This window comes from Psychroserpens burtonensis DSM 12212 (assembly GCF_000425305.1).
In the GTDB taxonomy this organism is placed as follows: Bacteria; Bacteroidota; Bacteroidia; order Flavobacteriales; family Flavobacteriaceae; genus Psychroserpens; species Psychroserpens burtonensis.
The window spans coordinates 90,304-115,756 of the sequence record NZ_AUDE01000014.1; the positions used below are offsets into that span (position 1 = coordinate 90,304).

The following is a 25,453-nucleotide window of genomic DNA, read 5'->3' on the forward strand; positions in this document are numbered from 1 at the left end:
ACTTTAAAGTTTCCTGTAACCTTTCCGAAGACACCTTATCCTGAGGTAAGCTTAGACGTTTCTATTTGAGATTGATTAGTGTAGTGAGCCACCTGCTTTCCGAAGAGATTATAAACTCTAACTTCAAAACTGGCTAACTGAGAGTCAATCCTAATCACGTCTTTAAACGGGTTTGGACCTACAGAAATATCTAACATTTCATTTTCGGTAACACTCAGCAAATCACATTCTGGATTTACCGTTGATGACGCAGAAAACGAACCATTAATAACCGTCCAATTTTCCCAAATAACGCCTTGAGAATTTGACCAATCTGTTAAGTCGATATAATTTTCAGCACTGTAGAGTCCGGGGATTTTAGCTACTTTAATCGCTTCTCCCCCTTGGTCCCATACTAATGGCTGGCCGTCAATACAAGTTTCTGGCATAAAATCGCCAACACAATTAGCCTGTAAGAAGAATGCAAATTCAGGATAATCTGGATATTCTCCAAAAACATAAGCACGTCCTGCGTCGTGGATACAAACTGCTGTGTATTCGTTACAAGCAATCCCAAAAGCACGCGTGTTATTATCGATTGAATAACGCGCTAAAAAAGCGGCGTGTCTTGCTCGTCTATCTGGATCATCATAATGTGTATCTGTAATCACATGTTCAAAAAAAGGAATATCTAAAAAATCATTATAGCCCAAAGTCATCCGATTATGATAAGGGTTTGATAAGGCTTGTGCGTTTGTAACTGTTCCATTTTCTGCAGAAAAATAACCTCCTCCTAAAATGGCCATTCCAGCGCTCGTTCCTCCAATCACACCTTGTTTTGTGTTGATGAATGCATTAAGCACATCTTCCATAGCATTGTCTTTAAAGTAGCTCACATAATCATATTGATCACCTCCAGCAAACCAAATAGCTTCGGCATTTTCTACTTTTTGAAGCACGTCAGGATCTAGTGCTCCTACTTCATTATTAAAAACAAAAGTCGTCACAGAGTTGATACTTACGCCTAATCCTGAATACATGTAATTGTTATATCCATCACTTCCAGAAGCTCTTAAAACAACAACGTCTCCTCCATTAGCTTTTTCTAAAAACCAAATCATAGCATCATTATTTTCACTAGCTCCACCCATCATACAAACTCCAAATTGATGATTTGTTGTGATATCTGTCACACTTCCTGTTGCGTATTCTGTATAGTTTTGTGCAACTAGTAGTTGTGTGAATAGTATAAATAGTAGTGTGATTTTTTTCATTATATTTTCTATTTCTCTCTCAAAGTCTCAGAGACACACAGGTTTACTCATATGTTCAACTCATTGCTATATTTTATTTAAAAATAGAAATTATTTTTATTTTGAATAAGAGTAATCACAAAACGCTTTGCGTCTTTGCAGCTCTTCTAGAACCCTAATTCTTATCCTCTAACAATGGTACAAACCTAAACTCACCAAACTCATGTTGTTCAAAATCCTTTGGTCCTTTTCTAATAAATAGGGTCATCATTTGCACGTCACCACCAACAGGAATAACCAAGCGACCACCAATTTTCAACTGACTTAACAACGGCTTAGGCACAAAAGGTGCTCCAGCGGTAACAATAATACTATCAAAAGGTGCTTCGGTCTCTAACCCTATATATCCATCCCCAAAAACAAGTCTCTTAGCACGATAACCCAATTTAGGCAAAAACTTACTTGTTTTTTTATAGAGTTCGTTTTGACGTTCTATACTGAATACCTTTGCTCCTAACAAACATAGTACAGCGGTTTGATACCCACTTCCTGTGCCGATTTCTAGAACGGTATCTCCTTGTTTAATTTGCATTAATTCTGTTTGAAATGCTACTGTATATGGTTGTGATATGGTTTGGTCGGCAGCAATAGGAAAGGCTTTGTCTTGATATGCATGGTCTAGAAAGCTAGAATCCATAAATAAATGCCTCGGAATTTTACCAATAGCAAGTAATACTTTCTCATCCGTTATTCCTTTCGTTTTTAGAATATCAACCAATTTTTGTCTTAGGCCTTGATGTTTTAATGTGTCTTTCAAAGTAGTTAGGTTTGCTTTATAGTGTCTGGTCGCAAACACGATGTAAAAATAACTGAAACATTTTTATACTGAAAGTTAAATGTAATCGAATTATCAACTAAGTATATTAGGTATATTTTTATCATTAATTTCACATAATTACACTATGAAAATCTTATTTTTGATAAAAATCATAAAACAATGCTAAAAGCTGGTGTACTTGGTGCTGGTCATCTAGGAAAAATTCATTTAAGACTCCTAAATCAATCTGATAAATATGACCTTGTTGGGTTTTATGATGCAGACGAAATTAACGGAAAAAAGGTGGAAGAAGAATTTGGTTATAAATATTTCAAAACCATGGACGCACTCATTGAAGCCGTTGATATGGTTGATATCGTAACACCAACATTATCACATTATGAGTGTGCTAAAAAGGCCATTTCCTTTGGTAAACATATTTTTATAGAAAAGCCAATTACAAATACCATTGAAGAAGCTGAGCATATTAGAGAATTATTGGCTGAGCATGATATTCGCGGACAAGTAGGACATGTAGAGCGTTTTAATCCAGCGTTTATAGCGGTAAAAGAACAAATCAAAAATCCCATGTTTATTGAAACTCATCGTTTAGCAGAATTTAACCCTCGTGGCACAGACGTGCCTGTAGTTTTGGACTTAATGATTCACGATATTGATATTATCCTTAGTGTCGTTGCATCTAAAGTTAAAAATGTCTCTGCAAGTGGTGTTTCGGTTATTAGTGATACACCAGATATTGCAAATGCTCGTATAGAATTTGAAAATGGTTGTGTCGCGAATCTTACTGCTAGTCGTATTTCATTAAAGAATATGAGAAAAACACGTTTCTTTCAAAAAGATGCTTACATCTCTGTAGATTTTCTAGAGAAAAAATGCGAAGTGGTTAAAATGAAAGATGCACCTACAAGTCCTGGTGATTTTGATATGATTCTTCAAAATGCAGAAGGCATTAAAAAGCAAATCTATTTTGACAACCCAGAAGTCGCTAATAACAATGCTATTCTAGATGAACTAGAAACGTTTGCCGATGCCATAAATAATAACACGACACCAATTGTAACACTTCACGATGGCACAGAAGCTTTGCGTGTGGCGACTATGATTATTAATCAATTTTAAACACTTACATTATGATGCAACTAATTACAGCACTGTCAATATTAGTTTTAGGTTTAATTTATGTCTTTTCAATACGGAAGGATAAAAACAAAAATCCTGAAAACTAATAATTACTAGTGAAATTCACTTTTTTTAAGGGAAAGAAAAATGAAACAATAGATTCCTATAGAGACGGGAATGAAAATCGGATGTGAAACTTAATTAATGAAAAAAAATAATGTACCAGCTGTTTTAATTACTGCTAGTATCCTTTTAATAGTGGTCAATGTTGCAACAACCAATGAATTCGATAATGGCTTTTGGATGCAAACTTTATCTAGTGTCCTATTGATATTAGCAATGCTGCTAACAATTCGCAATAGAAATAAAACAAATTAATAAATAAAAGTTCCTCTTTACTATTGATAGGATTAATTGAAATAAATGACTCCCATCATCATGGGAACAACAAATTAAAATTTTTTATGAAAAACATAGCAGTTATAGGAGCAGGAACAATGGGAAACGGAATTGCCCACACCTTCGCTCAATCTGGATTTAAAGTACAATTAATAGACATTAGTGAAGCTTCTCTTAAACGAGGTATGGATACTATTACTAAAAATTTGGATAGAATGGTGTCTAAGGAGAAAATTTCCGAAGATGATAAAAAAGCAACACTTGATAATATTACAACATATACAGATATTACTGCTGGTGTTGAATATGCGAGTTTAGTTGTTGAAGCTGCTACAGAAAACATTGATTTAAAGCTTAAAATATTTAAACAATTAGACGACGCGTGTAGCGAAGACGCCATATTGGCATCAAACACCTCTTCTATCTCAATTACGCAAATTGGTGCTGTGACCTCAAGACCCGATAAAGTCATTGGTATGCACTTTATGAATCCTGTACCCATTATGAAATTGGTTGAGATTATTCGTGGTTATAGCACAAGTGACGAAGTAACAAATACCATTATGGAGTTATCTAAAACATTAGGCAAAGTCCCAACAGAGGTTAACGATTATCCTGGATTTGTAGCGAATCGTATTTTAATGCCAATGATCAATGAGGCTATTGAAACGCTATACAATGGCGTTGCTGGAGTTGAAGAAATTGACACCGTTATGAAATTAGGAATGGCACACCCTATGGGACCTTTGCAATTAGCAGATTTTATTGGTCTTGATGTGTGTCTTTCGATTTTAAATGTGATGTACGACGGATTCAAAAACCCAAAATACGCTCCCTGTCCGCTTTTAGTAAATATGGTAAGAGCTGGTAAATTAGGATCTAAATCAGGAGAAGGGTTCTATGATTATTCTGAAAGCAGAAAGGCGGAGCATGTTGCTGATCAGTTTAAGAAGTAGTCATACTAAGCGTTGTTTTACAGCAGCATAATACAATTTCTATTTATGATAAAAACGAAACCTTACAATTTAACAAAAGAAAAATACACAAATATTGTTGTTAAAAAAAGGTTTAAAAAATCTTGGTGGCTTTATCTTTTAATGCTTCTTATATCGATATTCAATTTTAATAAATTTGGTCAAGATAACTTCACAACATTTACGGTTATTTTTGGTTTCACTTATCCAATAATTATCTTTATGTATCTTTACTTTTGGTCAAGATCTAAAAATCATGATACGCTTTTTGAGACCATGAACATGTCATTTGATAATTCCAATCTTTATTTTGAAAGAAGTGGAAATGAAACTAAAATCCCTTCTGCTAATATAGAGAAGGTGATTTCTGAAAAAGACTTTTGGCTGTTATATCTCCAACAAAAAGGAAGCTTTATATATATTCAAAAAGATATTTTTTATTTAAAAACTGATATGAATGATTTTAACAATCTATTAATGATTGAAGAATAATATGATGCGTTTTTTTGTGTTTTACTGTCTTTTAAGTACAGTTTTCTCTTGCAAACAAAAAGATAACACTGCAAAGAGCCTTACATATCCTTCTGAGGAAAACGCTATAATAATCGAGTCTTTGGAGATTTTTAATCTGCCAAGCCGTAATGCAGAAGAAAAGACAGATTACATCAAACTCTTTAAAGATAATCCAGAGTTTGTCTCTAATGGATTTGATTTCCCCATAGGAAAACCGGATGCTCACGGTTGTTATAACGCACAAAAACTCAAAGTAAACGATCATTTAGGTGATGATTGGAATGGCGTTGGTGGTAGAAACAGTGATTTAGGCGACCCCATTTATATGCTAGCAAATGGTTATATTAGTGAGGTAAAAGATTATAAAGGTGGATGGGGAAATGTGGCGAGAATTGTTCATCTCCACGATAAGAAACTATACGAATCATGATATACACATTGCGATACTATTTTTAGTAACTCCAAATACCTTCATAAAAAAAGGCGAACAGATAGCCACCATAGGGAATTGTGATGGCACATATCTAGCACATTTACATCTAGAAATCAGAAATGAAATAGATATAGAAATTGGTGCAGGATATTCAGTAAATATAACTGGCTATTTGAACCCTACAAATTTTATAAATAAAAACAGAAATTAATTGGCAAAAATTCTACCATTTAAAGCAGTACGTCCAACCCGTGACAAAGTAAGTCTTGTGGCAGCACGTTCCTATCAAAGTTATACAATCGAGCAACGCGAGGCACGTTTGCGTGATAATCCATTTTCATTTTTACATATCGTTAATCCAGGTTATAAATACGATAAAGACATTTCTGGTAAGGATCGTTACGATTTAGTTAGAAACCGCTATTTAGAATTTAAAGAAGATTCAATTTTTGTTCATGATGAAAAACCAAGCTATTATATTTATAAAATTGTAAATAGAGATCAGCAAGTTTTCAATGGTATTGTCGCTGCAGCAAGTGCTGAAGATTATGAAAATGACATTATCAAAAAACATGAAGACACTATAGAATATCGTGAGCGCATTTTTAAGGATTATTTAAAAACTGTGGGTTTTAATGCAGAGCCTGTACTCCTCACCTACCCAGATAATCAAGTGATTTCAAACATTATTAAAGAGACACAAAAAGAGCGTGCAGAGTTTGAATTCACGACCACATACCGTGACACTCATTATCTGTGGAAATTAGAAAACCCCAGTATAATTGCCTCTATACAAAAAGAATTTGAACAGATGCCAACCATTTATATTGCAGATGGTCACCATCGTTCTGCGTCTTCCTATTTACTATATAAAGAAGAAAAGGAGCAAAATCCTAATCATACTGGTCTTGAATCTTATAATAAATTTATGACATTTCTAATTCCAGAGTCTGAATTATGCATTCACGAATTTAATAGATTAGTTAAAGATTTAAATGGATTATCTAAAGAAGAATTCTTAATACAATTAGATACAATTTTTAGAATTGAAAACAGAGGGGTTATGCTATATAAACCCTCAAAGAAACATCATTTTAGTATGTACTTAGATGGCGAGTTTTACTCTTTATATCTGCGGAAGACCTTGTACAACTTCAAAACAGCGTTAGAGGCATTAGACGCTCAAATCTTATACAACACTATTTTACAACCCATATTGGGAATTGAAGATTTACGTAATGATGATCGCATCAATTATATCAACGGAAAGAAAGATGTTATCAACGTAAAAAGCGCTATTGATTCTGGTGATTTTGCTGTTGGTTTTGGCATGGTTCCTGTTGATATTACTGAGATCAAACAAATCGCAAACGAAGGACTTAAAATGCCTCCAAAGAGCACATTTATAGAGCCTAAACTGAGAAGTGGTGTCACTATTTATGAGTTTTAACCTAATTCATGCGAAGGTAGAAATCTCTTATTCAAAATGACCAGCAATTATTTAGCTCCCAAATTAAAAATAACACAGAATGAAATACAATATTTTTTATATTATATCATTTTCTATTGTACTCTATTCATGTAAAACACAAAAAATAGAAGAACCTGAAAAAATAAGTTGTAGAACTTATCAAATTGAAGATCTAAATCAGGTAAGTTATCATGAGAGGTTTATTGAGGATATTTTTAATAAATCTTTTAATGAAGTTCGGTTTTGTAATTACCATCCAAGTATAGTAGCTGAAATAACTTATGAAAAATCTGGTAGATGGAATAAAATTATAAGAACAGTTAAAAAGAAACCTTCAATTTTACTATGGAATAACATTTATATTGAAGGCATTGTTAAACCTCTGAATTTTGCAACCACAACTTATGACGATAAATTTTCAGCAGTTATGATTTTTGATGATGAAGGAAACGACATGTTATCCTACACTTCTGGCAAAAAAGTTTTCTTAATAAATTATTTAATTTATGAAATAAATAGTTATGATAAAATACATAAATCAGATTACAGTAAAGAAAGTTGAAAGGCTATAAATCCTAAATCATATAAAAAACATCATTTCAAAGACAATTATATAGACTAGTAACTAAAACAACTTCACAACAAACAACATATGAACATAAAAGAAAGCCTAAACAACATAAAATCACAAATCCCTGAAAAAGTCGCACTAGTTGCAGTTTCAAAGACCAAACCCGTAAGTGATTTAATGGAAGCTTACAATGCTGGTCAACGCATTTTTGGAGAAAATAAAATCCAGGAAATGGCAGACAAGTATGAAGAAATGCCTAAAGACATTAAATGGCACATGATTGGTCATGTACAGCGTAACAAAGTTAAATACATGACTGAGTTTGTGACTTTAATTCATGGGGTAGATAGCTTTAAATTACTTAACGAAATTAATAAACAAGCATTAAAGTATAATAGAGTTGTCAATTGCTTACTTCAAATTAAAATCGCCGAAGAAGATAGCAAATTTGGAATGTCAGCTCAAGATGCTAAAGAACTATTGATTTCCGAAGAGTTTAAAAAATTAAAAAACATCAAAATTACGGGTCTCATGGGAATGGCAACATTTACTGATGACAGCAACCAAGTAGAACAAGAATTTAAAAAGCTAAAAACCACATTCGACGATTTAAAACCATTACAACTTGCTAACTGTGAACTAGAAATTATTTCTATGGGAATGAGTGGTGATTTTAAATTAGCAATTGACTGCGGAAGTAACATGATTAGAGTTGGAAGTAGTATATTTGGCGCACGTAATTAGAGTCATAAAAACACATTAAGAGTATTAACTTATTGCTTTGGCATTTGTGCCTTTGCAACGAAAAAAAAACAAGAAACATCTACGCAATACTAGACATAGAAACTACTGGAGGAAAGTACAATGAAGAAGGCATAACAGAAATTGCTATCTATAAATTTGATGGACATCAAGTCGTGGATACATTTATAAGTCTCGTAAATCCAGAACGGGACATACAACCTTTTGTCGTTAACCTTACAGGTATTAACAGCAAAATGCTCAAAAGTGCTCCTAAATTTTATGAGGTCGCTAAGCGCATTGTAGAAATCACAGAAGATTGCATCATTGTAGCACATAATTCGCAATTTGACTATAGAATTTTACGTACCGAATTTAAAAGATTAGGTTTTGGTTTTGTACGTAAAACACTTTGTACGGTGGAGCTTTCAAAACAATTAATTCCCGACCAAGCATCATATAGTTTAGGTAAATTAACACGTGCTCTAGGGATTCCTGTAAGTGACAGACACCGTGCTAATGGGGATGCTATGGCTACTGTAAAATTGTTTAAAATACTACTATCTAAGGATATAGAAAAGCAGATTATTAAAGATAATGTTAAGCTCGATATAACCAAAAGATTACATAATACTCATAAAACCATAATTGATGGCTTACCTTCAATTACTGGAGTTTATTATATACATGATGACGAAGGAGATATTATTTATATTGGGAAGAGTAAAAACATAAAACACCGTATCAATCAACATTTGACGAACACCAGTTCTAAATCTAAGAAGATTCAATTACTGGCAAAGACGGTCACCTACGAAGCTACAGGAAGTGAATTAATTGCTTTATTAAAGGAAAGTGAAGAAATTAAACGCAATAAACCTAAGTTTAATAGGACTTTAAAACAAACTGTATTTACTCATGGCCTTTATAGCCATACAGATAACGACGGTTATATACATTTAAATATTGCGAGAGTACACAGTGAAGATATACCTATCACTACATTTAGTAATCTTCAAAGTGCTAAAAGTTTTATTCATCGTGTGGTAGAAGAGTATCATCTATGTCAAAAACTAACAGGTATAAGCACATCAAAAAATGGCTGTTTTGATTATACCATAAAAAATTGTGCAGGTGCTTGCGTACTAGAAGAATCATCAACAGAGTATAATTTAAGGGTGAATCAACTCATTGCTAAAAACAGTTATGCCAATCAAAACATGATCATTATAGATCAAGGCCGGGAAATAGACGAAAAAAGTGTGATTTATATAGAAAACGGAACTTTCAAGGGGCTTGGTTTTTATGATCTTAATCATCAAATTAATAATACAAAAGTCTTAGAATCTATTATAACACCTATGGAAAACAATAGGGATACTCAACATATTATCCAAAGTTATTTGAGACGTAATAAGAAAGTTAAAACTCAAATAATCTAATACATGAAGGACCTTTTAAGATTCATCATTATCTTTATTACAATAAACTTACATGCGCAATCTGGGTTTAATTCTGGAGGTTTTGAAGTCACTAAACAAGATGTAGAACTACATTCCTACGATAGAGATTCTACAGCTAATGCTATAGTTATTTATGAGATGGGTAATAGTTATGTGGATCGATATAGTTACAGACTCACAACAGAAATAAAACGTAAAATAAAAATTCTAAATCGCAATGGCTTTGAAAAGGGATTGGTTTCGATATTTATTTATAATAGAGGAAAAGAAAATAGGGAGGAAGTAGATGAAATCAATGCTACCGTTTATAACATAGAAAACGGAAAAGTAGTTAAGACAATACTCGAAAATTCAGCCATTTTTAAAGAAGATTATAATGAAAATTATACTTTAGTAAAATTTGCATTACCAAATATTAAAGTGGGATCTGTAATTACCTATAGCTATACCGTAGCGTCACCTTTTATGTTTAAATATAGAAGCTGGTATTTTCAGGATGACATTCCTAAACTCCACAGTGAATATAATGCAAGCATTCCTGGTAATTGGGAGTACAATATAAAACTGGTTGGAGGACAAAAACTAACAACGAACGATTCTTCAGTTAAGAAAAACTGTTTGCAAATATCGAGTGGAGCTAATTCTAGTTGTGGTATTTACAAGTATGTAATGAAAGATATTCCTGCATTTATTGAAGAAGAATATATGACTACGAGACTTAACTATTTATCAAGAATTGAATATGAACTAAAGGTGTTTCGAAGTTTTAATGGCTCCGTTGACAACATCACTAAATACTGGAAATCAATAGATAATGATTTAAAAAGAGATACAGATTTAGGCAAACAACTTAGAAGAAACAGCGTTGTTAAAAAGCTACTTAATGACACTATCACGTCAGAAAACGACAAGTTAATTAAAGCAAAAAAGATATTAGAATTTGTTCAAAACGAATATACTTGGAATAAAGAATTCAATGTCCTTGAAAATGTTTCTATAAAAGATTTAATCAACAAGAAATCTGGAAATGTTGGTGAAATAAATGCCTTACTTTATAATCTTTTGGTTACCAATAATATTGAGGCAACGCCAATTCTGTTATCAACAAGAAATAACGGTTTTATAACACAAGTATTCCCTGTGATTTCAGATTTTAACTATCTAATTATTAAAGTAAACATTAATGGAGAAGTATATTTACTTGATGCTACAGATGATTATTTGACTTTTGGTCAAATACCGTTTAGATGCCTTAATTCACATGGTCGATTAATAGATTTAGATAAAGAAAGTGAATGGTATCCTATCAGTGTCGATGATTACAGTGTAAAGCAGTATAGATATAATTTAGATTTTGATGAGAATCAAATCTTAAAAGGTGATGTGAATTATTTATCTAAAGGTTATCACTCACTTAATGATCGTGAGCGTTATTTCACAAATAGTGAAACCTTTATAAATGATTATATAAATGATTATATAAATGATTACAACTCAGTAGAGTTCTCAGATTTTGAGATTATTGATACGCAAAAAACAAGCGACGATTTTAATTTTAAATTCAGTATTAAAAGTTCTCCAGATCTTGTAGGTAACACAGTGTACGTTAACCCATTTTTAATTAAGTTTTTTGATAACAACCCCTTTCAACTACAAGAACGCAGTTATCCTATAGATTTTGGCTTTAAAGATACTTACACGTATGCAATAAAAATTAATATCGATGATTCTTTTGACATCAAATCTCTTCCAGAATCAATAAATTTAGGACTACCAAATAATAAAGGATCATTTCTATTCTCTGCAAAACAGGAAGAAAATTCGGTTATTATTTATTTTAAATTAGCGTTTAAAGAGGCTATTTATGATCCAGCATATTATGACGGTTTGAAAAAACTGCTTGCTCAGGTTTTAGATACTCAAAACAACTCTCTAATTGTCTTAGAGAAAAAACAATAAAGTTTTAGTACATTTGATAGAATGAGTAGTAACGACAGACACCCCAATTGGAAAGAAAAACTTCATGAAGTTATTTATGAAGCAGATACTCTTGCAGGGAAAATATTTGATATTGTTTTACTGATATTTATCATTGCAAGTATAGCACTAGTAATGCTCGAGAGTATTAGTACAATTGACAATAAATATCACGATATTTTATATTATGGCGAGTGGGTGATAACTATTCTATTTTCTATAGAGTATATTGCTCGAGTCATTACCGTTCGTAAACCATGGAAATATATTTTTAGTTTCTACGGAATTATTGATTTCCTCTCGACCATCCCCATGTATGTATCCTTTGTTTTAGTGGGATCACAGGCCCTACTCAGTCTTAGAGCTCTAAGACTACTTCGCATCTTTAGAATTTTAAAAATTGCTCGTTATTTAGGAGCTTCCAATCAATTAAAAGATTCACTAATTGCTAGTCGTGTTAAAATTCTTGTCTTCTTATTTGGAGTCATCGTATCATCCATCATTTTTGGTACAATTATGTATTTGGTTGAAGGTGAAGAAAACGGGTTTACAAATATCCCAAAAAGTGTGTATTGGTGTATTGTAACGTTGACTACTGTTGGGTTTGGTGATATTGCACCACAAACTGCACTTGGCCAGTTTATAACTTCTATTATTATGATTTTAGGATATGGTATTATTGCTGTTCCTACGGGAATAGTATCGGCAGAATACGTAAAAAGTAGTAATAAAGATGAAAAATTAAAAGAAGCCATTGTAGAGTCAAAGTCTTTAGATCTCAATTCTCAAGTTTGCCGCAATTGTAATGCCTCAGATCACAAAGACACAGCAGACTACTGCCATGCCTGCGGACAAAAACTCCACCTTTAAAACAAACGATAATCACTAAAAAAACACCAATATTAATATCTATAGTTGGACCTACTGCCATTGGAAAAACAGCACTCAGTATTAAACTTGCTAAGTATTTTAATACTGAAATTATTTCGGCAGATTCAAGACAGTTTTATCAAGAAATGCAAATTGGAACCGCGGCACCTACTCTCGCAGAGCTTGCTGCAGTACCCCACCATTTCATAAAGCAAATATCTGTTGACAGCTATTATAATGTTGGTGCATTTGAAAAAGATGCCATCTCTTTACTTACAGAGCTATATATAAAACATGATATCGTTATTATGGTTGGTGGTTCTGGTCTATATGTCAATGCAGTCACAAAAGGATTAGACGAATTTCCAGAAGTAAATCCTGATATAAGGGACGTCCTCAATAGTCGGTTTAAAAATGACGGACTTGAAGGTTTACAATTTCAGCTAAAAGAATTGGACCCAAAAGCATATAATAAAATTGCGATTGATAATCCACAACGTTTAATCAGAGCACTAGAAGTTTGTTTATCAAGCGGAAAGCCATATTCCTCTTTCTTAACTTCGGAAAACAAGAAAAGAGATTTTGAAACAATCACCATAGGAATCACTGCTGATAGAGAGATCATTTATGACCGAATTAATAGACGCGTAGATCTCATGATTGAAGATGGTTTATTGGGAGAGGTTGAGGATTTACTTCCAAAGAAACACCAAAACGCATTAAATACCGTTGGCTATAAAGAATTATTTAATGTGTTGGAGAAGCAATGGACCTTAGCCTTTGCAATTTCTGAAATTAAGAAAAATACCAGACGTTTTGCAAAACGACAATTGACATGGTTTAAAAAAAATGAAGAAACCATATGGTTTGATTATGAAGTAGACCTAAAAACAATTATTGAGTATATCAATAAGAGGGTTAACACTTTAGATCATAGTTAGTTTTTAAATAAAAAAACAAAAAACTCTTTTTTTTACCATAAAATAATATTATATTTGCGACTTAATATAATTTAATATACATTATGAGTAAAGGTACAGTAAAATTCTTCAACGATTCTAAAGGATTTGGTTTTATTACAGAAGAAGGAAATGACAAAGAACACTTTGTACACATTTCAGGTTTAATCGATGAGGTTAGAGAAGGAGATGCAGTTGAATTCGATTTAACAGAAGGAAAAAAAGGATTGAACGCAGTAAACGTAAAAGTTATCTAATATTTCGATATTTTTTAATAAAAAAGCCAATCTTAACGATTGGCTTTTTTTATATCTATAATTTGGAGTTAAACATCTTGATTAACTACTAGTCGAAATCCTTCACCGTGTATATTTAATATTTCAACATTAGGATCTAGCTTTAAATATTTTCTAAGTTTAGCGATATAAACATCCATACTTCTAGAAGTAAAGTAATTATCATCTCTCCAAATTTTAGTCAAAGCTAACTCTCTTGGCATCAAATCATTTTCATGAAGTGCTAACATACGCAACAATTCATTTTCTTTAGGAGACAACTTAATGGGATCTTTTCCATCACACTTCAAGAAGCGTAGCTTAGAGTTTAAATCAAACCTACCTATTTTAAATTCAAATTGTTTGCTATCTGCTATAGTATCTGTTGCCTTACGCTGTATGATAGCTTTAATTTTCATTAAAAGCACTTCACTATCAAATGGCTTATTTAAATAATCATCAGCACCAACCTTGTAACCTTTAAGCACATCTTCTTTCATTGCTTTAGCAGTCAAGAAAATAATTGGAACATCAGTATTTTTCTCTCTAATTTCTTTTGCTAGAGTAAAACCGTCCTTATAAGGCATCATGACATCTAAAATACACAAGTCATAATCGTCTTTTTTGAATTTCTCGAAACCTTCCATTCCGTTTTTTGCATGAACAACATCATAATCGTTCATGTTTAAATAGTCTTTTAAAACCGTTCCAAAATTTGGATCGTCTTCAACCAAAAGTATTTTCTTATTTTGCTCTTCCATAATTTTATGATATTAATGGCAGTTTTATTGTAAATATACTGCCTTTTCCTTTTTCACTTTCTAATGATATATAACCTTGATGGTCATCAACTATTCTTTTTACATAAGCCAAGCCTAAACCATGACCTTTTACATTGTGTACATTTCCTGTATGTTCTCGATAAAATTTCTCGAACACTCTTTTTTGAACTTGCTTCGACATCCCATTTCCTTGATCTGAAATTCTAATTAAAATACTGTTTCCAACATTCTCTGTGAAAACATCTATTTTAGGTTCATCCTCACTATATTTAATCGCATTATCTAAAATATTTACAATTACATTAGTAAAGTGAGTTTCATTGGCTAAAACAGAAGCCTTATCTGCATTTAAATGCGTTTTCACATAGCCATTACGATCTTCCACCAATAATTCAACATGAGTTATTGCATCTTCAATTAACTCGTTAAGCTCTACTCTTTCCTTGCTTATATTAAGCTCGTTTTTTTCTAACTTCGAAATACGTAATACATTTTCAACTTGAGCATGCATTCGTTTGTTCTCATCTTTAATCATCTTTAAATAACGCATCACCTTTTCTTGATCACCTATTATTTTTGGATTTCTAATAGAATCTATAGCTAAATTAATTGTCGCAATAGGAGTTTTAAACTCATGAGTCATATTATTGATAAAATCTGTCTTAATCTGTGAGATTTGACGTTGTTTAATTAATTGATAAATAGCACTAGAATATGCTAAAATTATAATAAACGTAAAGACTACAGATAATACAATCATACTTAAAATAGAGGACAACAAATACTTTTTACGTTGTGGAAAATCAACATATAAAGAAAAGCTGCTTCTACTTTCATTATCTAAAAAAACAGGAATTCCTATTGTTGTTTTAGGAGTTAACTCAAAATTATCTGATCGTATTTTTGTAGATAAATCTTTATCATAAATAGCGTACTCAAAGGCAGTTTTAATACCACTTACATAAAATTGAGATTTTAATAACTCTAGAACCTCTTCGTTAGAAATTCGTTTATAAACTGGGTAATTTTTATATACTGCTCGATAATTTTGTTTATAAAAAGTACGGCTCAGCTCATCCATTGTGCTATAATCTCTGATCGTTTGAATGGGTTGCATATTAACTTCACCATCAATAGGAGTAGCATCCCATACATTAGTTTCACTTCGGCTCGTGAATTTTTTAATATCTATACTGTCTGTACCAATGTCAAAGAACAAGGATGGAACTTTAAAGCTTTCTTCAGATATAATATTTTTAAAACGTGTCGCTTGATTTGTGTCTTTATTGAAAGAATCATAAATCAAAAGTTGTTTAATTTCAATACTATCTGGTGTTCTTCCAGTTTTTGTAACTTCTCTGTAAAGTTTATCAAAACTAAGAAGCTCTTTATCCTCAATAGCTTTTGAAACTAAACTAAGGGAACGAAATACATCTGAAGTGAATTGTTTTTCTTCGTTATTCAATGCGTTATTAATAAAAAATGCCTGAACGAAGATAATACCAATGAGCGATAAACTCATTAAAATCACCAATGCAACGAATAGCCTTTTGCCCATCATCCAAATCTAATATTTTAACATTTAGAATGATTACTGTTTAACCTTACATTAACACAACTGTTAATTTTTAAGTTTTTTGATATGTTTCAAAATAGATTGATGGATTTTTATAACTTGATTCTCAGTATCCGCTAAATTATCATTAGTGATTACAAAATGAGATTTTTTGATTTTCTCTTCATCACTCATTTGATTTTTTATAATAGTTTCTATTTTTGATTTACTAGAGTGATCTCTTTTAATAACGCGACTAATACGTACGTCCATATTGGCAATAACCGTAATTATAAAGTCATAATTAGCCTCTTTATTATGTTCAAAAATAATAGCTGCTTCCTTAATGACATATAAAGATTCCTGCTTTTCAACCCATCGCTTAAAGTGAGAAGCTACTTTTGGATGAATAATAGCATTCATCTTTTTAAGATAGGCTTTATCATTAAAAATTTTAGAAGCTAGAAGCGGTTTATTGAGTGCGTCATCAATGTAAGCATCCTCACCAAATAAAGCCGTTAATTTTCTTTTAATGACTTTAGATTTTGCCATTAATCGTTTAGCTTCATCATCTGCAATATAGATTGGTATATCCAACGCTTTAAAAAAGTTAGCGACTATAGTTTTTCCGCTACCAATTCCTCCTGTGAGTCCTACGATAATCATTTAATAATGTATTCTACTTTATTTTGTTTCATTCTAGCAGATTTTACTTGACCTGAATTTACGATAAGTTTTGGATTAAAATACGATTTTCCAGATTTTAGAACATCTCTATAGTCACATTCTATGATAAAATCTGAAAGGTTAACTTCTCTATAATCCCTTAAACTTAAGTAGTATGATACCTTAATATACTTTGGAAAGTAATTAATCTCTATATTATTTGGAACATTTAAAATTGTAATAGGAACATCAAACGTCCCTTCTGTAAACTTCTCTACACTAGCGGTTATATTTATATTTTCTTCTGAAAGTTTTAACCGCTTAGAAGAATTTGGAAGTTCTAAACCTAAATTTGTGTTGATGTTCATCTTAATGTTTTCTAAACTTAAAAGTTGTGTTTCTACAAAATCAACATTGTCGATCTCCTCTTTTGCACCAATAACATTAACTGAGTCGGGTTTTATTTCTATACCATCTAACGTATCAAAACCTGAAGCAAAATTAATTTTAGACTTTAAAACAACGGGGACCCTTTTCATACTTAACGTCCCAAAGGGTAATATTAAAGTATCAGGTTTCACCGCAATTATATCTACATTTTTACCTAAAAGTTTTTTAAAATCGTAAATTCCTTTATCTGCTAACCACACATAATTATTACCCTTTATATAGGTGCTCTTTTTAAAATCTAATTGGAAGTTTTTGTCATAGAAATAATAGGATAGTAAATTAAACCCATGGGTTGAAACTGTGACATTAACTTTAGGAATACTATCTAACGTAATGATATTTTTCTCTGGAAGGTTTCTATATTCAATATTAAATGGAATCGTTTCCACATAAGTTTCTGAAAGTTTAGTTACCACTAATATCAAAAAAGCCAACAAAAAGAAAAGCCCAAAAACATTAAGCTTTTTGCTTTTTAATGATCTAACTAATTTTGTTTTTATGTTATTTAACATCTTTAAAGAATAATTTCGGAAAGTGTTTTTCAGGATTTTTATTCAAAATTTCGATTGCTAGAGTAGACTTAAGAAAGCCATACCCATATCCAAAGAATTGAATAAAAATAGCTAATATAGATTGAACTGCGACACTTATACTTTTATTAGCGACTAATGACAATGTAAATGCTAAGAACAGATAACATCCATAGAGAAGTAATGGTATTTTAAAGTCAAATAAAGCACATACGACCGCTATTATAAAACCTATTGAAAATAGAGCTGGAAACCAATACGTTAAACGTTTTGTTTGAGTATGCCACTTATTTAGTATAGGTCTAACCATACCAAATTTATGAACTTGCTGGTAAAATTTCATCCATGAAATACGACGTTTGTGATACACAAAGGCTTCTTTAATTAATATCGTTTCATAACCCAGCGTATTAAGTCTTATAGATAAATCTGGATCTTCTCCAGGATGAATTAATCCAAAACCTCCAGACGCCTCAAAAGCTGTCTTAGACAAGCCCATATTAAAACTTCTTGGTTGAAATTTATCACCAGAAATCTGACCTCCTCTAATTCCTCCTGTTGTAATAAAAGAAGTCATAGCAAAGTTAATGGCTTTTTGAAGATTTGTGAAAGAATCATGAGCGGCATCGGGACCTCCAAAACAATCTATATAATTGGAAAACAAATATGAATTAACTATTGTCAAATAATGCTTTGGCACTAAACAATCTGAGTCTAAAATAATAAAGTAGTTCCCTTTAGCCTTAGACATACCAAAATTTCTAGAATCACCCGGTCCTGAATTAGGTTTAACATAATATGATATCTCTAAATTGGATGAGAACTCATCAATTATAGATTTACAATCTATAGTTGATCCATCTTCAACAATAACAATTTCAAAAGTAAAATCACCTTCTAAAGTTGTAAAGCTTTTTAAAAGCTCTTCTATTTCATCTGGTCTGTTATATACAGGGACTATAAAAGAAAAATGTAATGCAGTCATACCCTACAAAGGTAAGTAAAGAAAATACAAAAGCCACCTAAACGGTGGCTTTTGAAAAACTATGTAAACTAAGCTTATTGCTTAATAACTCTTACTGTTTCTATAACATTACCAATAGTAACTTGCACAAAGTAAGCACCTTGGCTTAATTCATTCATATTGATAATACTACCTGTAGCATTAGGAGCCGTTCTAAGAACTTCTTGACCTAACAGATTAAAAATAGATACATTTTGAATATCCTTTTGAGCATTCAATGTTAACTCATTTTTAACTGGGTTAGGAAAATATGTAAATGCATTTTCATTTTGAAGTGAATCCACAGATAACGTTGCATCAGCAACTATTGTAAATGTCCCTTCAGTACGGCCTCCACTTGGTGGTGCTGGTGCAACGCCGTCACTCCATACACGAATTAAATACGTAGTTCCTGCAGTACCTCCTATAGTTAAAGTTTCTCCTGAAAAACCTCCTGATTCATCACAAGCTAATTGATTAACTTGTAAAATGGTACAATCATTTGAATAGATCGCTAAGTTAGCTTCTGAAGAACCTCCACCAGATACAGTAGTTATGACATTTAATGTATTTGTTCCAGTAGGAAGTGTTACAGTATACCAAACATCTGCAATAGTTCCAAATTCATCACAACCTGGTTTCTCATTTGCTACATTTTCAACCGCTCCAACTGTAGTACCGTTTTCTGCTACAGTTAACGTTAAAGCAATTGCATCTCCACACAAATCATTTGCAGGTGGAGGCGTTGGAGCAGCACAAGTAATCGTCAAAGTAAAAGCACCCTCAACAGTTGCATACCCTTCAACAGCTATATAATATGTTGACATTCCATCTGCAACAAAAGTAGCTACAGATCTTGTACCACAAGAATCATCATTATTTGTAATCTCTATACCACCACAAGAATCAAAAATTCTTATGTTCGTATCGTAAGAAGAATCACATAAACTAGCAGTAATATCACCAGCAGCTCCAGAGTAAGAATACCATAAATCTGCAGAAGCGTTACCTACTGTATTTGTAACTGTAGGGTCTGAAGTATCCCCAAAAACCGTTTCATCACATGCTAAAGGAATTGCATCTGCACACAAATCATTTGCAGGAGGACAAAGAAAAATTAAACCAGCGATTGTAACATCACATCCAGAATCTTCATCATCAACAAATGTGATATCAAATACTGTGTCTGTTGGAAAACCAACTAAAGTGACAATACCTGTCGCTGTAACCGATGTAGGTGGTAAACCAGCAGTATTCGTAATCGTAACAGAGGTAGCGCCTCCTAAATTTGTAATATCAACATCAAAATCAAATGTTTGAGCGACACAGTCGTCATTAGAAACTACTCCTATGGCACCAGCAGGTGGTGTACAAACCGCACAACTTACGGTAATATCTGTCGTTATACTTGCCTGAGCTCCAGATCCAACTGCTATACTATTAGCACTCAGTATTCTGTAAGATGTTTCACCACCAAATGTTCCTCCTCCATTCCAAAGTGTCGTAATTTGATCACCGTCAGTAACTGCGAAAGCAATTATAAATTGTTCTCCTACGGGAGTTCCTTCCGTTTCGTCAAAAGTAACATCGTCTAAAACTGTAACACCGTTTACAAGAACGTCTATTGTGTTGCCATTCCACCCATCTCCAAAGGAGTCATTCATCTCCAAGGTATAGTCACATTGTGCATTAGCAGAAAAGCCAAAACATAAAATAACCATAGCAAAAAGTAATAAAGTAATTTTTTTCATATTAGTTGAATTTATTAATTAAGTGTTAAAAATATAATAATTCTTCTATCCTCCACATTGAAATAATGAATAATCGATAAAAAGTTAATAATAACGACTAAAGACTTTAATGTTTTCAATCTCAGGACTTTAAAATCATCCTCTATTGTATGTGATTTTCATTATACAAATCGTCATAATATTTCATGTAAATAACTATCATAAACTGCGTTTTTATTTAAAAAAAAGAGGTCTATAAAGACCTCTTTTAAAATGCTATAAGAAAAACGCTCTCTTACTGTTTTATAACTCTTACTGTTTGTAGTACAGAATTGATTGTTACTCTTACGAAATATATCCCTGTTTGTAACGAAGACATATCTATTACTGAATTGATAGTGTTTGGAGAAGTTCTTAACACTTCTTGCCCTAACATATTAATTACTGTAATATTATCGATTTCATTTTGTGCATTTAATGTCAATGTATTTTTAACTGGGTTAGGAAAATACGTAAACGCAGACTGATTTTCAACATCGTCAACAGATAATGTTGCATCCACTGTAACCGTATAATCCTCTGTTTCTCCTCTTCCAGATCCAAATGAACATGGTGCATCATCTCCCGGGTTTGAATCATTCCAGTCAATCATAACTCTCATTCTATAATTTCCATCTGGAGTAGCATCAGGAATAGTGACTGTGCCTGTAAATGGACCACTACCATAACTTGTTGTACTAAAAGACACTTCAGAAACATCAAATATGAAATCGTTATTCCAATCTACCCAAACAGCACAACCAACAGTACCACTAACAATATCAACTTCAAAATCAAAAGTTCCGTTTGAAGCTTGACTAACTGACATTGTACCAGAATTATTTTCATAATTACCTGTAGTCAAACCAGATGTTAAGTTAGATATATTGACTGCTCCTCCTGTTGTTGAAAAATTATCAATATAAGTATTTGTATTTGTTCCTGAAGGAATACAATAACCAGCATTAAAACTAAAAGGTGCTGACCATGAACTCAAATCTCCTGTTCCACAATTAGATTGAACGCGTAAATCATATAACGTATCCAAAGTTAAACCAGTAGCTGTAGCAAATAAATCGGTAGTCGTGCCACTAGATACAGCTCCATCTCCTTGAGCATTTCCTTGTGGCACTACTTCCCAATTATAATCAGAAGGCACCGTTCCATCTGTTGGAGTAACCCAAGATAAATCTGCAGAGTTTGGAGCAACGAAAGCTGCTGCCAAGTCTTCAGGAACAAAACATGTTGGCTCTAAATACAAACAGAGATCGAACTCAACATAACTGGAAGATGACGAACTTCTTATATTTACAAAATATGTATTACCAGCAACTGTAGGAATAATTAAATCTCCCGAAAAGAAACAAGTAGTACTGCTTCCTATTTGTGTAAGGCCACCGCAACTTCCCTCGTAAGCTGAAATATAAGTTGACGAAAATCCTGAATCAAAAGTTTCAGTTTCTGAAGCAATATAATTTCCATCTACGACAGCTGTGAAACTATACCAAACATCTCTACCACCTGTACAACCAGACCCACTAGGCGTGGCACTTTGCGTAGTTCCAGAAACAGCATTTTCACATGTAGGTCCACTAGAAGTATTCAATACAATAGCCCCTGAACACTCATCATTCGAAGGTGGTGCAAGAGGCGTTCCTATACAAATATCAAAATTATTATATTGGATAGATGAAGACCATCCATAAACTCGCACATAATAAGTATTACCTATAGTTAAACCAGACAATGAAAGCGTATCAGGATCACTTTCCCCAACTTCGTTAACATCAGTCATATTGCATCCAGCAGCAGCATCAAAAACACTCATACCCATATCAGTACTTGTTGATGTTCCTCCACCTTGGTTAACTACATTTGATATAACTATGTTATTGTTTACTGCTGTTGCTACAAAAGTAAACCAAACATCTGTATTTGGTGTTCCAGTAGCATCATCAGGCTGTGCAGAAGCAGTAGCAAATTGAGTCGTTGCAGAAGTAATTTCGGCACAATCCGTATCCGCATTTACAGTTAAAGCTATTGCAGCATCACATTCATCGTTAGCAGGTGGACACCCGACCTGAGTCTGAGCTTCACTGGCTATTGTACAACTATCATCATCATCATCTTGATCGTCTACTGTAATAATCACATCTGTTGCATTTACAAAAGGACCAAATTGAACTGTCTCTGCTACCGTTACAGTAAACGTATCAGCATTTTGATCATTAGATACTAAAAGTGTACTAGCAGTACCTAAATCTGTGATTTCTACATCTATAACGAACCCTCCTGAAACATCACAGTCACTAACTACTGCATAAGTCACAGTTGCATCAGTACACGTATTTTCAAAAATATCTAAAGCGTAGTCGACAGTTTGCGGAAAAGCAAATGTTGAAATAACTATATAGTAAGTTGTACCATTAATTACATCTAAATCAATTTCTCTAATATCTGAATTTGAACTTCCAACTCCTGCAACACAAGACGTTCCTATATCAGAACAATTTGTATAAACAAAAACACCAGACCAAGTTCCTTCAGGATCTAAATCAATACTAATCTGAGTATCAGAAATCGCTGTGTAAGAATATACTATATCATCACCATTGAGATACGAGCTGGTTGTACCACAACCACTAGCTCCAGGAGAACCTGCATAGTCATCTCCAAACCCTGCAGTAGTTCCTGCTGCTTCACTATACGGTAAAGTAACATCTATCGCAACCTCGCAAATTTCTCCAGGTATATAAGTTTTTGTTATAAATGTTTGCTCGGCACATCCCGTTGCGCTCCCATTATCATTGTATGGCGTGATAGTAACAAAGTAGGTTGTGTTTTCTAGCAAGCCGCCCAAACTAAAAGTAGTCAATGCGCCATTATCCACATTATCGGCTAGGTCTGTTCCACCAGATGTAGTTCCTGCTGTTACAAAATATCCTGTTGGAATACCCGTAGCACTGCTCCAAGAAATTTCTCCATCAATAGACACATCTGCAGTCTCTGCCAATATGGCGTCACAATTTGGAGGGTTTGATACTACTTGCGCAGCATTGAAATTATCTACATGAAAATCATAATCTCCAGATACCCATGTATTAAAAATTCTCAATTTAACATCTGAACCTGTTGGTAATGAAGCAGCTGGTATTACTGCCATCATTGTTGCACATGTATTCGCAATAACATGATTGTTATCATCAATAATTAATACTGTTGTCCATACACCGCCGTCATCAGTAGAATATTGTAATTCCGCTGTTCCCCATCCTGAACCTGCAGCGTTTTGTGAATTCCAATCTTCAATTTTATAATCAAAAGATATTGTAAGGTCAGTTCCATTAGAACCTGCCGCAAAATTTGGAGATGTTAAATTTCCTGAATTAGAAGATGCATATAAATTACCTCTTTCTGTATTTCCTTCACAAGCATCTGTTGCATTATTTTGATAGGTATCAGTCCAGCCAGCAGGCGTTCCGGCGTTAAAATCCTCACTAATCCCAACCTGTGCATGAGTCAAACTAAGCACAAATAGAGTAAGTAATAAAGTAATTTTTTTCATAAATTCTAGTTTTAGTTATTTAAATTTAAAAATATAATAAATCACTTAGCTTATCTTAATAAACCAGCTTAATCGTTTAAAAGTACTTATCACCGACAAAACACATCTAAAACCCTAACATTTGATCTTAAATAATTAAGTTAACTTTAATACTTTCATGATAGACAAACAAAAGAAACCTTGCTAGCAAAATGCACCTAGATACTAGTAGTAGATATGGAGAATGATTGTTAACAGTTCTATGTAATTATTAGCAGATGCGTTTTTAAGCAATTATCTCAATTATTAAGGAGAAAATCAATAATTTGTAATCCCATCTACTTATGTAAATCTAAATTTCAAAGTAATCATAACTAGTAATTCAGGGTGTGACGTATAATATATAAAAGAATGAAACAAAAAAAGCCGCTGTTTTCACATCGGCTTTTTTTGTTGTAATATTTTAATTACTTTACTGGTTATCAACAAAGGTTTCCATAACCGCATCACTCACGCCCATATTACTAAAACCACCGTCATTATACAGGTTTTGGAGTGTCACACGCTTCGTTAAATCACTAAATAAGGTCACCGTATAATTTGCGCAATCCAAAGCAGTCGCATTTCCTAAGGGAGACATTTTTTCTGCATACGCAATAAAACCATCAAAGCCTTTAACACCAGAACCGGCTGTTGTTGGTGTTGGTGATTGTGAAATTGTATTCACACGTACGTTTTTATCTCTACCAAAGAAATAACCAAAACTACGAGCGATACTTTCTAAATAGGCTTTATTATCTGCCATATCATTATAATCAGGAAAAACTCGCTGTGCAGCCATATAGGTTAAAGCAACGATACTTCCCCATTCATTCATTGCATCTTGCTTATATAAAGTTTGCATGACTTTATGAAAAGACATTGCAGAAACATCTGTTCCCTTTTGAGTCCAAGCGTAATTTTGATCTGTATATGACTTCCCTTTTCTTACATTGATAGACATCCCTATAGAATGTAAAACGAAATCTATTTTGCCTCCCAAAATCTCCATAGATTGCGCTACCAGATTTTGAATATCTTCTTCAGAGGTTGCGTCAGCAGGAATAACTTGAGAACCTGTTTGTTCAGCAAGTTCATTTATTTGTCCCATTCTCATCGCCACTGGTGCGTTTGTTAAAACAAATGTACCGCCTTCTTCATGTACACGTACAGCTGTTTTCCAAGCTATAGAATTTGCATCTAATGCTCCAAAAATAATTCCTCGTTTTCCTTTTAGTAAATTGTAAGACATGCTTTTATAATTAAGTTATTTAGTTGTT

At 32.9% G+C, this 25,453-nt stretch carries 23 protein-coding genes; 13 read left to right on the plus strand and 10 right to left on the minus strand.

The window, feature by feature from the left end:
• Positions 1 to 35: 35 nt before the first annotated feature.
• Together H593_RS18665 and H593_RS0107175 are read right to left on the minus strand one after the other, a co-directional pair.
• Positions 36 to 1,253, minus strand: coding sequence for a T9SS type A sorting domain-containing protein (locus tag H593_RS18665; protein ID WP_051229648.1), 1,218 nt, complete (start codon positions 1,251 to 1,253; stop codon positions 36 to 38).
• A 154-nt stretch (positions 1,254 to 1,407) separates the two neighbouring features.
• The gene (locus tag H593_RS0107175) at positions 1,408 to 2,049 is read right to left on the minus strand and encodes a protein-L-isoaspartate(D-aspartate) O-methyltransferase (protein ID WP_028871822.1); all 642 of its coding nucleotides are present in this window, start codon (positions 2,047 to 2,049) and stop codon (positions 1,408 to 1,410) included.
• A gap of 180 nt (positions 2,050 to 2,229) precedes the next feature.
• Here H593_RS0107175 and H593_RS0107180 point away from each other — a divergent pair, with 180 nt between their 5' ends.
• The 13 genes from H593_RS0107180 (at position 2,230) to H593_RS0107240 (ending at position 13,817) form a co-directional block, all read left to right on the plus strand.
• Positions 2,230 to 3,189, plus strand: coding sequence for a Gfo/Idh/MocA family protein (locus H593_RS0107180; protein ID WP_028871823.1), 960 nt, complete (start codon positions 2,230 to 2,232; stop codon positions 3,187 to 3,189).
• Positions 3,190 to 3,393: 204 nt separating this feature from the next.
• Complete coding sequence (locus H593_RS21090) at positions 3,394 to 3,567, plus strand: hypothetical protein (protein WP_157588797.1); 174 nt, start codon at positions 3,394 to 3,396, stop codon at positions 3,565 to 3,567.
• A gap of 86 nt (positions 3,568 to 3,653) precedes the next feature.
• Positions 3,654 to 4,544 carry a 3-hydroxybutyryl-CoA dehydrogenase gene (locus H593_RS0107190; RefSeq protein WP_028871824.1) on the plus strand — a complete coding sequence of 297 codons (891 nt, stop codon included), beginning with the start codon at positions 3,654 to 3,656 and terminating at the stop codon, positions 4,542 to 4,544.
• Between the two features lie 45 nt (positions 4,545 to 4,589).
• On the plus strand, positions 4,590 to 5,054 hold the full coding sequence (locus tag H593_RS0107195) for a YcxB family protein (RefSeq protein WP_028871825.1): 465 nt from the start codon (positions 4,590 to 4,592) through the stop codon (positions 5,052 to 5,054).
• Positions 5,044 to 5,505 carry a hypothetical protein gene (locus tag H593_RS18670; RefSeq protein ID WP_211224954.1) on the plus strand — a complete coding sequence of 154 codons (462 nt, stop codon included), beginning with the start codon at positions 5,044 to 5,046 and terminating at the stop codon, positions 5,503 to 5,505. The genes H593_RS0107195 and H593_RS18670 overlap by 11 nt, the downstream gene beginning before the upstream one ends.
• A gap of 214 nt (positions 5,506 to 5,719) precedes the next feature.
• The gene (locus H593_RS0107205) at positions 5,720 to 6,958 is read left to right on the plus strand and encodes a DUF1015 domain-containing protein (protein WP_028871826.1); all 1,239 of its coding nucleotides are present in this window, start codon (positions 5,720 to 5,722) and stop codon (positions 6,956 to 6,958) included.
• Positions 6,959 to 7,037: 79 nt separating this feature from the next.
• Positions 7,038 to 7,541, plus strand: a complete 504-nt coding sequence (locus H593_RS0107210) for a hypothetical protein (RefSeq protein ID WP_028871827.1) — start codon at positions 7,038 to 7,040, stop codon at positions 7,539 to 7,541.
• A gap of 90 nt (positions 7,542 to 7,631) precedes the next feature.
• Entirely contained in the window at positions 7,632 to 8,294 is a 663-nt protein-coding gene (locus H593_RS0107215; protein WP_028871828.1) for a YggS family pyridoxal phosphate-dependent enzyme, read from the plus strand.
• A 77-nt stretch (positions 8,295 to 8,371) separates the two neighbouring features.
• On the plus strand, positions 8,372 to 9,733 hold the full coding sequence (locus tag H593_RS0107220; protein WP_028871829.1) for an exonuclease domain-containing protein: 1,362 nt from the start codon (positions 8,372 to 8,374) through the stop codon (positions 9,731 to 9,733).
• 3 nt (positions 9,734 to 9,736) lie between these two features.
• On the plus strand, positions 9,737 to 11,713 hold the full coding sequence (locus tag H593_RS19945; protein ID WP_051229650.1) for a DUF3857 domain-containing protein: 1,977 nt from the start codon (positions 9,737 to 9,739) through the stop codon (positions 11,711 to 11,713).
• Positions 11,714 to 11,734: 21 nt separating this feature from the next.
• Positions 11,735 to 12,601 carry an ion transporter gene (locus tag H593_RS0107230; protein WP_028871830.1) on the plus strand — a complete coding sequence of 289 codons (867 nt, stop codon included), beginning with the start codon at positions 11,735 to 11,737 and terminating at the stop codon, positions 12,599 to 12,601.
• Between the two features lie 11 nt (positions 12,602 to 12,612).
• Positions 12,613 to 13,542, plus strand: coding sequence for a tRNA (adenosine(37)-N6)-dimethylallyltransferase MiaA (gene miaA / locus H593_RS0107235; RefSeq protein WP_037051700.1), 930 nt, complete (start codon positions 12,613 to 12,615; stop codon positions 13,540 to 13,542).
• A gap of 83 nt (positions 13,543 to 13,625) precedes the next feature.
• Complete coding sequence (locus H593_RS0107240; RefSeq protein WP_028871832.1) at positions 13,626 to 13,817, plus strand: cold-shock protein; 192 nt, start codon at positions 13,626 to 13,628, stop codon at positions 13,815 to 13,817.
• 68 nt (positions 13,818 to 13,885) lie between these two features.
• Here the strand turns inward: H593_RS0107240 and H593_RS0107245 are convergent, their stop codons facing one another.
• The 8 genes from H593_RS0107245 to H593_RS0107280 form a co-directional block, all read right to left on the minus strand.
• Positions 13,886 to 14,596: a response regulator transcription factor gene (locus H593_RS0107245; protein WP_028871833.1), complete on the minus strand. Its 711-nt coding sequence runs from the start codon at positions 14,594 to 14,596 to the stop codon at positions 13,886 to 13,888.
• Between the two features lie 4 nt (positions 14,597 to 14,600).
• Complete coding sequence (locus H593_RS0107250; protein WP_028871834.1) at positions 14,601 to 16,175, minus strand: sensor histidine kinase; 1,575 nt, start codon at positions 16,173 to 16,175, stop codon at positions 14,601 to 14,603.
• 63 nt (positions 16,176 to 16,238) lie between these two features.
• Positions 16,239 to 16,838, minus strand: a complete 600-nt coding sequence (coaE, locus tag H593_RS0107255; protein ID WP_028871835.1) for a dephospho-CoA kinase — start codon at positions 16,836 to 16,838, stop codon at positions 16,239 to 16,241.
• Positions 16,835 to 17,800, minus strand: coding sequence for a CdaR family protein (locus tag H593_RS0107260; RefSeq protein ID WP_028871836.1), 966 nt, complete (start codon positions 17,798 to 17,800; stop codon positions 16,835 to 16,837). The genes coaE and H593_RS0107260 overlap by 4 nt, the downstream gene beginning before the upstream one ends.
• Positions 17,790 to 18,803: a glycosyltransferase family 2 protein gene (locus H593_RS0107265; RefSeq protein WP_028871837.1), complete on the minus strand. Its 1,014-nt coding sequence runs from the start codon at positions 18,801 to 18,803 to the stop codon at positions 17,790 to 17,792. Before H593_RS0107265 ends, H593_RS0107260 begins: the two co-directional genes overlap by 11 nt.
• A 74-nt stretch (positions 18,804 to 18,877) precedes the next feature.
• Positions 18,878 to 20,572: a T9SS type A sorting domain-containing protein gene (locus H593_RS0107270; RefSeq protein ID WP_028871838.1), complete on the minus strand. Its 1,695-nt coding sequence runs from the start codon at positions 20,570 to 20,572 to the stop codon at positions 18,878 to 18,880.
• A gap of 274 nt (positions 20,573 to 20,846) precedes the next feature.
• On the minus strand, positions 20,847 to 24,155 hold the full coding sequence (locus H593_RS0107275) for a GEVED domain-containing protein (protein WP_028871839.1): 3,309 nt from the start codon (positions 24,153 to 24,155) through the stop codon (positions 20,847 to 20,849).
• Positions 24,156 to 24,606: 451 nt separating this feature from the next.
• A complete protein-coding gene (locus H593_RS0107280; protein WP_028871840.1) occupies positions 24,607 to 25,425 on the minus strand; it encodes an enoyl-ACP reductase FabI in 819 nt (272 codons plus the stop codon).
• Positions 25,426 to 25,453: the final 28 nt, after the last annotated feature.